Source organism: Trinickia sp. (assembly GCF_035492435.1).
GTDB lineage: Bacteria > Pseudomonadota > Gammaproteobacteria > Burkholderiales > Burkholderiaceae > Trinickia.
Genome location: NZ_DATJJF010000070.1, coordinates 1 through 14,818, shown reverse-complemented (window position 1 = coordinate 14,818; position 14,818 = coordinate 1). Strand labels below are relative to the sequence as shown.

The following is a 14,818-nucleotide window of genomic DNA, read 5'->3' as shown; positions in this document are numbered from 1 at the left end:
ACATGTTTTCGATCATCACCTGACCGAAGCCCGAGCACGAGACCTGCGTCGCACCGTCCATCAATCGCGCGAAGTCATAGGTGACGCGCTTTTGCTTGATCGACTTTTCCATCGACGAGATGATGATGTCGGCCGCTTCCTTCCAGCCGAGGTGGCGCAGCATCATTTCCGCCGACAAGATCTCCGAGCCCGGATTGACGTAATCCTTGCCTGCATACTTCGGCGCCGTACCGTGCGTCGCCTCGAACATCGCCACGGAATCCGACATGTTCGCGCCCGGTGCGATACCAATGCCACCGACTTGCGCGGCCAGCGCATCCGAGATGTAATCGCCATTCAGGTTCGGCGTCGCAATCACATCGTACTCGGCCGGACGCAGCAGGATTTGCTGCAAGAATGCATCGGCGATCACGTCCTTGATGACGATGTCGTTGCCCGTCTTCGGGTTCTTGACCTTCATCCACGGGCCGCCATCGACAAGCACGGCGCCGAACTCGCTTTGCGCCAGCCCGTAGCCCCAGTCGCGGAACGCACCTTCCGTGAATTTCATGATGTTGCCCTTGTGCACGAGCGTGACCGAGCGACGGTCATTGTCGATCGCGTACTGGATCGCCTTGCGCACGAGCCGCTCTGTACCCTCGCGGGACACCGGCTTTATGCCCAAGCCCGACGTTTCCGGGAAACGGATCTTCTTCACGCCCATTTCGTCGCGCAGGAACTGGATCAGCTTCTTTGCCTGCTCGGATTCGGCCGACCACTCGATGCCGGCGTAGATGTCTTCCGAGTTCTCACGGAAGATGACCATGTTGGTCTTCTCCGGTTCGCGCACCGGCGAGGGCACGCCCTTGAAGTACTGCACGGGGCGCAAGCAGACGTACAAATCGAGTTGCTGGCGCAGCGCGACGTTGAGCGAGCGGATACCGCCGCCAACGGGCGTCGTGAGCGGGCCCTTGATCGAAACGACGTAATCCTTCACTACCTCCAGCGTCTCTTCGGGCAGCCAGACGTCCGGGCCGTAGACCTTCGTGGCCTTCTCGCCCGCATAGATTTCCATCCAGTGAATCTTGCGCTTGCCACCGTACGCCTTCTCGACGGCCGCATCGACGACCTTGATCATCACCGGCGTGATGTCGACGCCTGTACCGTCGCCTTCGATGAACGGAATGATCGGCTGGTCGGAAACGTTGAGAGAAAAGTCCGGGTTGACGGTGATCTTGTCACCGCTCGTCGGAACCTTGATGTGCTGGTACGGCATGATCGACTCCAGTATGGGCTGTGCAGGGATAGCAAGCGGAAACTGCGAAACGGGGCCACTCATCTCGCCTCGACCTCGCTTTACGCCTTCTGTGTTCGCATCGCTGCCGGCATCGACGGCACCGCATAAATGCGGCCAGGCTCGCTATTCTAGCCCCGCGCGGCCAGGACTGCGACCGCAAACGCTTGAACGTCAAGGCATCCGCTGCAATGCAATACGGCTGCGGTTCGCGGCATGGACCGAGCAACGCAGCTGCTCTAGCTCAGGTCTTATATAAGACAGAAGAGTTGGCGCGTCGTATTATGCATTAAGATTCCGCCTTTTGCCATAGACGGCGGACGCGGCCCCGGCTTACCGCAAGGCGATGGATGTGACGCTTGTCGCGCCCTGTTCGCCTTCGCCTTCGCCTCCTTCTCGCATTTCGCCTTGTCCGCAAACTCATACCCCCACCGATGCGTCTCATTGCCCTCAACAAGCCATTCGGCACCATCTGCCAGTTCTCCGCGCATGAGACACGAGCGTCGCTCGCGGATTGGGTGAATGTACCCGGCGTCTATCCCGCGGGACGGCTCGACGCCGACAGCGAAGGCTTGCTGCTGCTCACCGATGATGGCGTCTTGCAGGCACGCATTGCCGAGCCGCGTCACAAGCTCGTGAAGCGTTACTGGGCACAGGTTGAAGGCGTACCCGATGAGGCAGCGCTCGCCGCCCTCTCACGCGGCGTCGATCTCGGCGATTACGTGACGCGCCCGTGCCGCGCTGCAGCAATCCCCTCGCCCGAATGGCTATGGCCGCGTGTGCCCCCCGTTCGATATCGTGCAGCCATCCCGACAGCGTGGATCGAGATCGCGCTGACGGAGGGCAAGAACCGTCAGGTGCGCCGCATGACCGCGGCCGTCGGGTTTCCGACGCTGCGGCTCGTGCGCGTTGGGATCGGCTCGCTCGATCTCTTCGATTTGAAGCTCGACCCCGGCGCGTGGCGATCCTTGCCTGCCGCGGCGCCCTGGCAGGGCATCGGCTCTTCGCGCTGACACATTCTTGACATCGTCCACCTGAAAGACGCTGAGGGACGCTGAGGGACGGGACTTGTCTCGCAACCCGGTCAACCGACGCTGCGTGTCGTGCGTTATTGGACACAGATGCCGCTCATGAGCTATCCGGCATTTGCGCGGTTTTCCGCGAAGAGCGGATCGCATGCGCTCGCCGCCGCGTCGCAGATTTGTCCGATGCGGCTGTCAACCGAAACGTGGATGGCGCGTTTACCGACATGACTCATTGACCGGGTCATTTGGTTAATTAACTAAAGCTGAGGTAAGACATGAAGAAACTGATCGCCGCTCTGATCGCTGGCCTGTTCGCAACGGCTGCTTTCGCACAAGCTTCGGCTCCGGCAGCTGCTGCATCCGCTCCTGCAAAGACGGAAAAGAAGGCATCGAAGCACCACGCTAAGAAGCACACGAAGAAGGCTGCATCCGCTGCTGCCGCTTCCGGCGCTTCGATGTAAGTCTTTCGAAAAGAAAGAAGCATCAGCCGTTTTCAACGGCGTTGCGAGGCAGGTTGCCGAAAGGCGCCTGCCTTTTTGTTTTTCTGCGCTCGTGCATTTCCGTTTGCTTTTCGTTTTGCATTGGCAACGGCCGCTCGCGTAACATGCGCGGATCTTTCCAGCAAGGAGTATGTCGTGGGAGTTCGCCTTCGCTCGTGCATTGCACGCGCCATCGCCGCCATCGCTGTGCCCGCCGCCGTTTTGTCCGCCTCGCTCGCGCCTGCCGCTGCGAGTGCCCAGCAAATGCCTGCCGGCACCAAGGACCCGTCCGAGTTCCCGCGTGCGAAGCTCACTGCGGGCATGTTCGTCATCGACGCAGCAGTCGCAGCCAACGATGCCGATCGGGAGCAGGGCCTCATGTACCGTTCGCAGCTCGCACCCAACGAGGGCATGCTGTTCGTGTTCGGTGAGAACGCCGTCCATTGCTTCTGGATGAAAAACACGGTGATCCCGCTGTCGATCGCATTCATGCGCGCCGACGGCACCGTCACCGACATCGATGAGATGGCGGCTGAAACAACGAACAACCACTGCCCTCGCAATAACGGCGTTTATGCGCTCGAGATGAGCAAAGGCTGGTTTACTTCAAAGGGCATCACGCCAGGCATGAAGATTCAGGGGCTGCCCCAGCCCCAGTAGGGAAAGCACGAATACGCTCCCGAGCTCCGCCTTCCTCTGCCCCCGCCCTTCAACTTCGCGCAGCGCCCGTTTGGCGGTGCGCGAAGCCGGTGGCGCGACTTCAACGCCCGCCGCGCGGCCTTCGCCACGCCATAAGCGTCTCACCCGCCGCAACCGTTTTCCACCGCCCCGAATCGCAATGCCGGCTGGCTAGAGTCAAGCGAACGCACCCGGACGCTGCAAAAGCCCTTGGCAGGCGCTATCCTTGCAAACGAAATGTACGCGCTGCACGACGCGGGCCGGAACGCCCGTTTTCGCCTACGGTGTCCATTTGCAAGGAGATCGACGTGCCCCGAAAGACTCCCATCGAGCGCTACCGGAACATCGGCATCAGCGCTCACATCGATGCCGGCAAAACCACGACAACCGAGCGCATCCTCTTTTACACGGGCGTGAGCCACAAGATCGGCGAGGTCCACGAAGGCGCGGCGATCATGGACTGGATGGAGCAGGAGCAGGAGCGCGGCATCACGATCACCTCGGCCGCGACGACCGCGTTCTGGAAGGGCATGGCTGGCAACTATCCCGAGCATCGGATCAACATCATCGATACGCCGGGCCACGTCGATTTCACGATCGAAGTGGAGCGATCGATGCGTGTGCTCGACGGCGCATGTATGGTCTACGACTCGGTGGGCGGCGTGCAACCGCAGTCGGAGACAGTCTGGCGCCAGGCAAACAAGTACAAGGTGCCGCGCATCGCGTTCGTCAACAAGATGGACCGCGTCGGGGCCGATTTCTTTCGCGTGCAGCGCCAGATCGGCGAACGGCTCAAGGGCGTCGCAGTGCCGATCCAGATTCCCGTCGGCGCGGAAGACCACTTTCAGGGCGTCGTCGATCTCGTGAAGATGAAAGCGATCATCTGGGATGAAGAAAGCCAGGGCGTGAAGTTCGAATACCGCGACGTCCCGGCAGAGCTCGTCGCCACCGCGCAAGAATGGCGTGAAAAGATGGTCGAAGCGGCAGCCGAAGCAAGTGAGGCCTTACTCGAAAAGTATTTGGAGGACCACACGTCGCTCTCGGAGGACGAGATCAAGGCCGGGTTGCGCAAGCGCACGATTGCCAACGAGATCGTGCCCATGCTGTGCGGCAGCGCGTTCAAGAACAAGGGCGTGCAGGCGATGCTCGATGCCGTCATCGACTACCTGCCCTCGCCCGTCGATGTGCCCGCGATTCTCGGCCACGACGAAGAGGACAACCAAGCGGAGCGTCACCCAAGCGACGACGAACCGTTCTCGGCGCTCGCCTTCAAAATCATGACGGACCCGTTCGTCGGACAGCTCATTTTCTTTCGCGTCTACTCGGGTGTCGTCAACTCGGGCGACACGGTGCTCAACCCGACCAAAGCCAAACGCGAGCGCATCGGCCGAATACTTCAGATGCATGCGAACGATCGCAAGGAGATTAAGGAAGTCTACGCGGGCGACATTGCCGCCGCCGTCGGGCTGAAAGAAGCGACGACGGGCGACACGTTATGCGATCCGGCGCAGCCGATCATCCTCGAAAAGATGAGCTTCCCCGACCCGGTGATTTCGCAAGCTGTCGAGCCGAAGACGAAAGCCGATCAGGAAAAAATGAGCACGGCGCTTGGCCGTCTCGCGCAGGAAGACCCATCGTTCCGTGTGCGGACCGACGTGGAGTCGGGCCAGACGATCATCTCGGGCATGGGCGAGTTGCACCTCGAAATCATCGTCGAGCGCATGAGGCGCGAGTTCGGCGTGGAGGCGATGGTCGGCAAACCGCAGGTCGCATACCGCGAGACGATACGCAACACGGCGGAGGACATCGAAGGCAAGTTCATCAAGCAGTCGGGCGGGCGCGGCCAGTACGGCCACGCCGTCATCAAGCTCGAACCGCAGCGGTCCGGCAAAGGCTACGAGTTCGTCGATGCGATCAAGGGCGGCGTCATCCCGCGCGAGTTCATTCCGGCTGTCGACAAGGGCATTCAGGAAGCGTTGCAAAGCGGCGTGCTCGCCGGCTACCCCGTCGTGGACGTCAAAGTAACGCTGACATTCGGCTCCTACCACGATGTCGACTCCAACGAAAATGCGTTCCGGATGGCTGGCTCGATCGCGTTCAAGGAAGCGATGCGCCGCGCGAAGCCCACGCTGCTCGAGCCGACGATGGCCGTCGAAGTGGAGACGCCCGAAGAGTTCATGGGCAACGTGATGGGCGACCTCTCGAGCCGGCGAGGCATTGTGCAAGGGATGGAGGACATCGCCGGCGGCGGAGGCAAGGTGGTACGCGCCGAGGTGCCGCTTGCCGAGATGTTCGGCTACTCGACTTCGCTGCGCTCGCTGACGCAAGGACGCGCCACCTACACGATGGAGTTCAAGCACTACACCGAGGCGCCGCCGCACGTGTCCGACGTCGTCATCAACACGAAGGCGAAGTAGCCGCCGCACGGCGCGGCTTCGTGTCCGTGTGCTCAATGCACGCGCTGCCTTGGCAGCGCGCGAGAGCCGGAATTCGACCGGAAACGCACGATGAAAGCTGTCATCGACTTGGCCGTCCCGCTTGAAGCCGCTCGCCGCCATGCTGGCGAACTCGGCAACCATGCCATCGACGAGTACCTCGCGCGGCGCCTGTCACGGCGGGAGTTGCTGCGCTATGCGAGTGCAATGGGGCTCTCCTGCATCGCTCTCGCAGCCGGCGAGGTGGGGCTGCCGCGCCGCGCCTGTGCGCAAGCGGGCTTGCAAGCCGCGTCCGGCGCAGGCGCTACGATTCGCGTCGCGCATCTGACGCCCGCCGGCGCAGTTGATCCGCTCACGCTCGCCGATCCGGCCGGCCTCGCGCTGATCGCGCAAACGGGCGAGTTCCTCATCGACAACGAAGGGGCGCAAGTACCGCTCAGGCCCTCACTGGCGCTTTCGTGGCAAGCGAACGCGAAGGGCGACATTTGGACATTCAAGCTGCGCCCCAACGTCAAATTTCATGACGGCCAGCCGCTGACGGCCAACGATGTCGTGGCGACCTTCGACAGGCTCACCGATCCCGCGAGCGGCTCTGCCGCCCTCTCGCTTTTCGCGGGCGTCCTGTCGAAAGGCGGCACGCAAGCGCTCGATGCCGGCACCGTCGCGTTCCACCTCGACGGTCCGAACGGTAACTTTGCTTATTACGTCTCATCCGACAATTACAACGCAGTGATCCTTCCCGCCCGTTTCAAAGGCGGATATGACGCAAGCTTCATCGGTACAGGTCCGTTCAAGCTCGAACGCTACCAGCCAAAGGTAGCCGCCTCATTTGTCAGGAATCCCTACTATTGGGGCAGCATTGCCCTGCCCGAACGTGTGCACTTTGCCTTTTATGCCGACCAGCAGGCACAAGTTCTGGCCATGCAAGGCGGACAGGCCGACGTGATGGGCAACTTCAGTGTGCAAGGGGGCCTCGGCATTCTCGAGGACCCGCAATTGATCGTGCAAGCCGCACGCTCAAGCGCGCATCGACAGCTCCATATGCGTTGCGATCAGCCCCCCTTCGACGACAAACGCGTGCGCCGAGCCCTTGCGCTCGCAATCGACCGAGACAGACTGGCCAAGGGGCTATTCAAGGGACACGCGGTCGCCGGCAACGATCATCCTTTCGCACCGGTATTCCTCTCATCGGATCTATCCGTATCGCAACGTCGCATCGATTTGCCCCAGGCAAAAGAATTGCTTACGCAGGCAGGTCATCCCAATGGCCTCGAGGCGACGTTGACGACCGAGAAGTTCATGGAAATTCCCGATCTTGCTGTGCTCGTGCAGAACGCCGCCAAAGCAATCGGCATGCGCTTGAATCTGAAGATCGAGAGCCAAGGTTTGTACTACGGCGCAGGCACGTTCGGAAAATCGGACTGGCTCGATTCGACTGTCGGCATCACGGACTATGGGCACCGCGGTGTACCCAACCTGTTTCTCGATGCACCGCTCACGAGCCGTGGCGCATGGAATGCCGCGCATTTTCGCCATCCCGAGTACGACTCGCTCGTCGCAGCATTCATCGGCGCACTCGACATTCGCTCGCAAAAGCGCATCGCAAGTCAGATCGAGACGCTACTGCTCGAGGAAACGCCCGTCATCATTCCTTACTTCTTCGATCAATTGATCGCGGTGCGCAAGCCGTTGACGGGCGTTCGGTTCACCGCTATTTCGCAGCTTTATTTCGATCGGGCGAGCCTTGACCGGTAACGGGCTGCCACGCCTTTGACCGCAGGCGCCATCGACGGCAACGACCCGATCGGCCGGCGTGTTTCAACGTGAGGCAGCGCATGAGACGAATCTCGCGTAACAACAGCATGCCTTTCATCGGTACCTCATCGCGGACTCACATCGTGCGCGGCAACGTAGTGCGCATCGCACGCACGCTTGCCGCACGCGTTGCGCTCTCCCTGTTCACGCTCTGGGTGCTGTCGGCACTCGTCTTCGCGCTCGGGCAACTTTTGCCCGGCGATGTCGGCCGCGCGATACTCGGACCACTTGCCGATCCGCGCGCAGTGGCGGCATTGAATCGGCAGTTGGGTGCCGACAGGCCCGTGCTCGTGCAGTATGGCGACTGGATGGCCCATCTCGTGCGAGGCGACATGGGCACGTCCTATGCGTTTCGTGCGCCCGTCGCACCTTTCGTTGTAGAAGCACTCGCAAACTCCGCGAAGCTCGCGGCACTCGCCTTTGTCATCGTCGTGCCGCTCGGGATCGCGGGCGGCGTGTGGGCCGCGCTGCGAGCGGGACGTTGGCTGGATCGCGCATTGATGATCGCGGGTCTCTCGGCGAGTGTCGTGCCTGAATTTGTCTCATCGATCATGCTGATCCTCGTGTTCGGTGTCTGGCTTCGCTGGCTGCCGATCGAGGCCACCTACCCCGAAGGATCGACACTCACTGAAGTGCTGCGGCATCTACTCCTTCCCGCGCTACCGCTCGTTTTCGTGCTGTTTGGCTACATTGCGCGCATGACGCGCGCGGGAACCGTCGCGGCGCTCGATGCCGACTACACACGCACGGCCACCCTCAAGGGGCTGCCTCGTCACGTCGTCATCATGCGCCATGTCCTGCCTAATGCACTGCCGCCAACGATCACGGTGGTTGCCACACAACTCGGCTACATGGTGGGCGGACTCGTCGTCGTCGAGACGCTCTTTCGCTACCAGGGGATCGGCTCATTGATCTACAACGCGGCCACAGCGAGGGACTTTCCCATGCTGCAAGCAGGCGTGCTGGCTGTCGGTATCGTCTATACGGTGGCGCATTTCGTGGCAGATGCCTTGCTCGTCGCGCTCGATCCGCGACTTCGCTCAGGAGGCTCGCGATGAGTCGTTCAATCCCATCGCACGCGTCGCTCGCCACATCGCACGAGCGGGCGCCCTGGATCGACTCGTTGCACAGGCTGCTGCATTCTCCGAGCTTCGTCGTTGGCGCGCTGATCGTTGCGTTTTGGGCGGGCTGTGCGCTCATCGGCCCTTTCATCGCCCCCTATGACCCTTACGCAACCGATCCGCTCGACTCACTCATCGCGCCCAGTCGCGCGCATTGGTTCGGCACCGATCAGGTGGGACGCGATGTGTTCTCGCGCGTCATCGTCGGAGCGCGCGACGTCTTATACATCGCGCCGCTTGCCACGCTTGCAGGGACGCTCGCGGGCACGGCAATCGGACTCGTCCTCGGTTATGTCGGCGGTTGGTTCGATCGTATTGCGGGCCGTCTCATCGATGCCCTGCTGGCACTGCCGCTCGTCATCGTCGCGTTAGCGGCACTGGCCGCGCTCGGCGGATCGAGCGCGACCGTCATCCTCGTCATCGGGCTCACGTTCATGCCGATGACCGCACGCACGGTGCGCGCTGCCGTGCGTGCCGAGCGTCATCTCGACTATGTGGGAGCCGCGCAATTGCGGGGCGAGACGGTGCCTTACATCGCCTTCGTGGAGCTGCTCCCCAACGTGTTGCCGGCCATCGTCGTGGAGGCCACGGTTCGCCTCGGTTTTGCGATCTTCGCCGTCGCCACGCTTTCATTCCTCGGCTTCGGCGTCACGCCGCCTTCCGCAGACTGGGGACTCGCATTGTCTGAGTCATATTCATTGATGGCGGGCGGCGCATGGTGGATTGTCGTCTTCAATGCGCTCGCCATCGCAACGCTGGTCGTCGGCGTGAATCTGATCGCCGACAGCGTGCAAGGAGCGCTCGCATCATGAATGCCACATCGCGAGAGGCACTCTCCCACTGCGATGTCGTGCAGCGCATCGACGGTGATGCGCTCGCCGTCACCGGTTTGACGGTGGCGTATCGCGTGCACGGACGCAATCATGAGGTGTTGCACGACGTGACGCTTCGCGTGCGCCGCGGCGAGGCGTATGGGCTCGTCGGCGAATCCGGATGTGGCAAGTCGACGATCGCGCTCGCCGCGCTCTCTTATCTGCCGAGCAACGGCAAGATCATGGCCGGGCACATCGCGATCGCCGGGACGGACACTGCGACGCTCGACGCGAAGGCACTGCGGCTTATGAGGGCAACGACAGTATCCATGGTGTATCAGGATCCGTCGCGCGCACTCAATCCCTTGATGACGATCGGTCTTCAGTTGTCCGAAGCATTCGGCGCGGCGCGAGGCCGCGTGGGATTCGCCTATCGGGCTGCGGGCGCCGAAGCGCGCGAACAGGCCATTGAGATGCTCCACCGCGTGCGCATCGCGGCCCCCCAGGAAGTGATGGAGCGTTACCCCCATCAGTTGTCGGGCGGCATGCAGCAGCGCGTTGTGATCGCCATGGCATTGGCGTCCAATCCCGCCTTGCTGATTCTGGACGAGCCGACGACAGCGCTCGATGCGACGGTCGAGGCCGAGGTGCTCGATCTCATTGCGCAGCTGCGCGAGGAATTCGAGGTGGCTCTCCTTTTCATCAGCCACAACGTCGGGATCATCCGCCGCAACTGTGATCGCGTCGGCGTCCTGTATTCGGGCCGGCTCGTAGAAGAAGGCGCGAGCGAAGATGTGCTCGACGCCCCGTGCCACCCTTATACGGCTGCGTTGACAAGCTGCGAGCCAAGAGCTGGGCGTAGCAAAAACAACGAGCGTCTCCAGACGATTGACGGCAACCTTCCGCCTTCCGATGACGCCCTGCTCCATGGCTGCGTTTATGCACCGCGTTGCCCTTTGGCGGACGAGCACTGCCGACATCACGCGCCGCCGCCGTATCAACTCACCGCGGCGCACGGAGCGAGGATGTCACGGTGCCATCATTACGGACATGTGCAGACATCGGCCCCGTATAAGGATGCCCCGCGCGGACCCGGGCCTGTTGCGACGCCTATGCAGCGGCACGTCTTACCGCCTGAGGAAGAACCGCCGCGTCTGCGTGCTCAACACTTGTCAAAAACGTACACCGGCTCGGGATATGCGGTGCGGGCTCTGGACGATGTGTCGCTGACGATTGCGGCCGGCGAGACACTTGGACTCGTCGGCGAATCGGGCAGCGGCAAAACCACGCTGGCCAAACTAATCTGTGGGCTGGTCCCGCCCGATCCCGGTGGCCTCATCGAGCTCGACGGCACGACTTTGTCGCCGCGCGTCAACCAGCGTAACCACCAGCAGGTGAAGTCGCTGCAAGTCGTCTTCCAGAATCCCGACTCGGCACTCAATCGCGCACATTCCGTCAAGCGGTTGATCGGCCGCGCGCTCTCGAAGCTCGACGCACTACAAGGCGCCGCGCGCACTGCCCGGCTTACCGCCCTCGTCGATGCTGTGCGGTTGCCGCAACACTACCTGCCTATGCGCGCACGGCAGCTATCGGGCGGACTGAAGCAGCGCGTCGCGATCGCACGCGCATTCGCGGGCGAGCCGCGCATCGTCATTTGCGACGAGCCTACGTCGTCGCTCGACGCATCGGTGCAAGCCGCCATTCTCAATTTGTTGGTCGATCTTCAGCGCACACGTGGAACAAGCTATCTGTTCATCTCGCATAACCTGCAGGTCGTGCGATATATCTCCGATCGAATCGCCGTGCTTTACGCCGGACGTTTGATGGAGATCGGGGCAGTCGAAGAGGTGTTCGACGGTCCCCACCATCCGTACACGGCTGCGTTGCTATCGGCCATCCCTACACCCGACACGGACGACGCGTTACGACAACGTATTCGTCTGTCGGGGGATCGTGGGGATTCAACTGAACCGTGTTCGGGCTGCGCATTCCAGGCGCGATGCCCCATGAAGATAGGGACGATATGCGAAGAGCGTGACCCATCCTTCGTCGACGCCGGTCACGGCCATCTGATCCGCTGCCACATTCCCGTCTCGCAATTGCCCGTGCGCACCCGAGGCACATAAACCGTGCGACAACCAAACGGCAGCGTCACGCAGGTGGCGTACTGCGCGCGCCGCCGTTTTGGCATTTCGGCGATCAGATCAAAGCATTTCCAGGGGCCGCTTGCTACGCGGTGGCTTGAAGTAAGCGTCGATCGCAGCGCGCTCAGCGTCGGTCAGTTCGATATCGAAGGCGCGCCGGTTCTCACGCACGTGTTCGACGCTGCCAGCCTTAGGGATAGCGCAGACACCCGGCTGCGCCAGCACCCACGCGAGTGCGATGCTGGTCGTGCTGACGCCGCGTGCTGCCGCGATTTCGTCGAGCACTGAACGTTTCGGCAGTCGTCCGTGATCGATTGGGCTGTAGGCCATCGCCGGCATGGCACGCTCGCACATCCACGGCAGCAGATCGAACTCGGGCCCGCGCCGCGCGACGTTGTAGAGCACCTGATTGGTCGCGCACGCCGAGCCGCCCGCCGCAACGAGTGCGTCCATATCGTCGAGGTCGAAGTTGCTCACACCCCAATGGCGGATTTTGCCCGCCTGATGCAATGCCTCGAATCCTTCGATCGTTTCTTCGAGCGCAATCCCTCCGGGCCAATGAAGCAAATAGAGATCGAGCCGATCGGTTTTCAGTCGCTTAAGGCTTGCCTCGCACGAGGCGACGACGCCTCGCCGGCTCGCATTGTGCGGATAGACCTTGCTGACGAGAAACACTTGATCGCGCAGGCCCGCGAGCGCTTCGCCCAAGAGGGTCTCGGTCGCACCGTCACCGTACATCTCAGCGGTGTCGATAAGGTTCATGCCGAGTTCGATCCCTTCGCGCAGCGCCGCGATTTCCGCTGCGCGCACCGCTCGGCGCTCCCCCATTTCCCACGTGCCTTGTCCCAGCTTTGCGATGCGCTCGCCATCCGGCAGTGTCACATAGGCTTCGTTGCCCATCGGGCGAATCTCCTTCCTTGGCAGTGATCATTCGCGCGGAACGCAGTGTCCCTGCTGAGCGTCGTTCCGCGAATCAGTTTGAAATACGCCGGCACAACGCGCATGAGATGCGCGGCACCCTCTCCTAACCGGGCCGATCATACTCTGAGCGAAAGCGTGCCGCATGGCACTGCGACATGGAGAGGAGAGTCCCAAGGTTATGGCGCACAACAGTGCGGAACCACAGCCGGGCATGCGTCGCACCGCAACCGTGCACGCCAAGGTGCGATGGCGCCTGAGTTAAGCAGGCACATGGGGCTGTAAGCATCACGGAAGGCCGGCTGCGGTGCGCGAGCGAGGGGAAGCCAATCTCTTGCATGGTTCTTGCGTATTTATGCGGTAAAGTAATAACTATTTGCATTTGCATCGCGCGTCGTAATGCGCGCTCGGCCACCCCAGAAGACCATGATCGATCTTGATCCTCCCGGCTTCCAACCGCCGCGTCCTGTTGCAGGCGAAGCCGGCTCACGGCATACGGTCGTTTATGGCGGCTACACGGTATTCAGCGTATTTCAGCCGGTCTTCTCCGTTTCGCATCGGCGTGCGATCGGCTACCACGCATCGCTGCGCGCGCACGATGAGGACGGCCAGCAGGTGCCGTCGCATGAAGTCTTCACTCAGGCGGCGCGCCGCGGCGATCTGCTCGAGCTGGGACGGCTCGCGGAATCGCTGCATCTCGGCAACTTCGGCGCATTCGACAGCCATGATGAATGGCTTTTTTTAAGCCTGCATCCGGCCGCGTTGATGGACATGAGCTATGCCGACGCATTGCTCGCCGGCCTGAAGGCACTGGGCGTGCCGCCGCAGCGCGTCGTGCTGGAAGTGTCGGAGCAAGCCGGCGGTGAAACGAGCCGGTTCGCCGGGATCGTCGAATCGCTTCGCAAGTCCGGCTTCCTGATCGCACTGGGCGGGTTCGGCGCCAAGCATTCGAATATCGACCGCGTCTGGCATCTGCGTCCCGACATTGTCACGCTTGATCGCGTCATCCTGCAGCAGGCGAGCGAGCACTCGCACATCGAGCGCATGTTGCCGGGGCTCGTGTCGCTGCTGCACGAGTCGGGGCAGCTCGTTTTGATGGGCGGACTGTCTACCGAACGCGAAGCCCTGATCGCGCTGGAGGCAAACGTCGACTTCGTCCAGGGTGCACATTTCGCCCGGCCAAGCACAGACCCGGTCGAGCCGCGCGTGGCCGCGGCTGCAATGGATGGACTGTCGGCCGCGTTGCGCGAGCGTGTGACAGAGCGCGAACACGCGCAAGCCGAGCGGCTCGCGCCCTACATCGCAGCGCTCGAAGATGCGTGCCAGCAAGTCATCGCGGGCCAGCCCGTCGAGGTCGCGACGCAGTCTCTCCTTGCATTGCCTGAATCCGCGCGATGCTTCCTACTCGATGCGCAGGGCCGGCAGATCGGCGACAACCTCGTGCCGCAAGGACTGCGCGTATCGCGCCGTGCGAAGCGCTTCCGGCCGCTGCTGCACTCGGATGGCGCGAGCTGGGAGCGGCGCCACTATTTCATCGCAGCGCTGCGTGCCCCGGGACACGTGCATCTGACGACGCCCTATCTTTCGATCAATGAAGCGCACCTGTGCGTCACGGCGTCGATCGCCGTGCATACGCCGAACGGGCTACAGGTGCTCTGCGCGGACATCAACTGGGAAGCCGCCGCGCACGACTAAAAGAGGTGCGCCCGATTGGAGCGGGCGACTGGCAAAGCGGTGAGCAAGCCGGCGTGCACCGGCAACCTCGAAGCGTAATGAGCCGGCCGGCCGACCGCTCGGCGTTTTCTGCTTTCCCGTCCACGGCATGCGCCCTATCAATAGGCACATCGATTTGGGTCGCTTGGCTACGCAGCCGCACGAGTTGCGAAGCAGCCCGGCACTGAACGCCGCCCCTTTCGTTGGATCTTTTCGGCACGTTTGCCCGAGACCGAAGGCGACGCACATACACGCGCAAGTTTTTTTCGGGAGCGAGTGCATTCGGCACGCACCCTTGTCACAATAGTTTCGAGCCGTGCGTCATGACGATCGAGCGGCGCACTTGCGACTCGTGCCCGCCATCGTTCCCACCTACGTGAGGAGCGCCATGCATCGCTATCCCGA

11 protein-coding genes are annotated in these 14,818 nt (G+C 62.1%); 9 read left to right on the top strand and 2 right to left on the bottom strand.

The window, feature by feature from the left end:
* Positions 1-1,255 (bottom strand): NADP-dependent isocitrate dehydrogenase (gene icd, locus VL598_RS05155; RefSeq protein ID WP_325325618.1); only part of this gene is annotated, 1,255 nt, incomplete at its 3' end.
* A 452-nt stretch (positions 1,256-1,707) separates the two neighbouring features.
* Here icd and VL598_RS05150 point away from each other — a divergent pair.
* The 8 genes from VL598_RS05150 (at position 1,708) to VL598_RS05115 (ending at position 11,764) form a co-directional block, all read left to right on the top strand.
* Positions 1,708-2,286 (top strand): pseudouridine synthase, encoded by a 579-nt coding sequence (locus VL598_RS05150; protein WP_325325616.1) that lies wholly within the window; start codon positions 1,708-1,710, stop codon positions 2,284-2,286.
* Positions 2,287-2,573: 287 nt separating this feature from the next.
* Complete coding sequence (locus VL598_RS05145; protein ID WP_325325615.1) at positions 2,574-2,759, top strand: hypothetical protein; 186 nt, start codon at positions 2,574-2,576, stop codon at positions 2,757-2,759.
* 174 nt (positions 2,760-2,933) lie between these two features.
* Positions 2,934-3,437 (top strand): DUF192 domain-containing protein, encoded by a 504-nt coding sequence (locus VL598_RS05140; RefSeq protein ID WP_325325614.1) that lies wholly within the window; start codon positions 2,934-2,936, stop codon positions 3,435-3,437.
* Positions 3,438-3,763: 326 nt separating this feature from the next.
* Entirely contained in the window at positions 3,764-5,872 is a 2,109-nt protein-coding gene (gene fusA / locus VL598_RS05135) for an elongation factor G (RefSeq protein ID WP_325325613.1), read from the top strand.
* A gap of 90 nt (positions 5,873-5,962) precedes the next feature.
* Positions 5,963-7,645 (top strand): ABC transporter substrate-binding protein, encoded by a 1,683-nt coding sequence (locus VL598_RS05130; protein ID WP_325325612.1) that lies wholly within the window; start codon positions 5,963-5,965, stop codon positions 7,643-7,645.
* A 107-nt stretch (positions 7,646-7,752) separates the two neighbouring features.
* A complete protein-coding gene (locus VL598_RS05125) occupies positions 7,753-8,763 on the top strand; it encodes an ABC transporter permease (protein WP_325325617.1) in 1,011 nt (336 codons plus the stop codon).
* A complete protein-coding gene (locus VL598_RS05120; protein ID WP_325325611.1) occupies positions 8,760-9,638 on the top strand; it encodes an ABC transporter permease in 879 nt (292 codons plus the stop codon). The genes VL598_RS05125 and VL598_RS05120 overlap by 4 nt, the downstream gene beginning before the upstream one ends.
* Complete coding sequence (locus VL598_RS05115) at positions 9,635-11,764, top strand: ABC transporter ATP-binding protein (RefSeq protein ID WP_325325610.1); 2,130 nt, start codon at positions 9,635-9,637, stop codon at positions 11,762-11,764. Before VL598_RS05120 ends, VL598_RS05115 begins: the two co-directional genes overlap by 4 nt.
* Positions 11,765-11,842: 78 nt before the next feature.
* Here VL598_RS05115 and VL598_RS05110 read toward each other — a convergent pair whose 3' ends face one another.
* On the bottom strand, positions 11,843-12,682 hold the full coding sequence (locus tag VL598_RS05110) for an aldo/keto reductase (protein WP_325325609.1): 840 nt from the start codon (positions 12,680-12,682) through the stop codon (positions 11,843-11,845).
* Positions 12,683-13,126: 444 nt separating this feature from the next.
* On the opposite strand from VL598_RS05110, the gene VL598_RS05105 reads away from it, so the two are divergent.
* Complete coding sequence (locus tag VL598_RS05105; protein WP_325325608.1) at positions 13,127-14,395, top strand: EAL domain-containing protein; 1,269 nt, start codon at positions 13,127-13,129, stop codon at positions 14,393-14,395.
* Positions 14,396-14,818 lie beyond the last annotated feature (423 nt).

Coding starts and splice junctions, on each gene's coding strand:
- VL598_RS05150 (WP_325325616.1), top strand. CDS start 1,708: ATGCGTCTCATTGCCCTCAACAAGCCATTCGGCACCATCTGCCAGTTC.
- VL598_RS05125 (WP_325325617.1), top strand. CDS start 7,753: ATGCCTTTCATCGGTACCTCATCGCGGACTCACATCGTGCGCGGCAAC.
- VL598_RS05115 (WP_325325610.1), top strand. CDS start 9,635: ATGAATGCCACATCGCGAGAGGCACTCTCCCACTGCGATGTCGTGCAG.
- VL598_RS05110 (WP_325325609.1), bottom strand. CDS start 12,682: ATGGGCAACGAAGCCTATGTGACACTGCCGGATGGCGAGCGCATCGCA.
- VL598_RS05145 (WP_325325615.1), top strand. CDS start 2,574: ATGAAGAAACTGATCGCCGCTCTGATCGCTGGCCTGTTCGCAACGGCT.
- VL598_RS05120 (WP_325325611.1), top strand. CDS start 8,760: ATGAGTCGTTCAATCCCATCGCACGCGTCGCTCGCCACATCGCACGAG.
- VL598_RS05105 (WP_325325608.1), top strand. CDS start 13,127: ATGATCGATCTTGATCCTCCCGGCTTCCAACCGCCGCGTCCTGTTGCA.
- VL598_RS05130 (WP_325325612.1), top strand. CDS start 5,963: ATGAAAGCTGTCATCGACTTGGCCGTCCCGCTTGAAGCCGCTCGCCGC.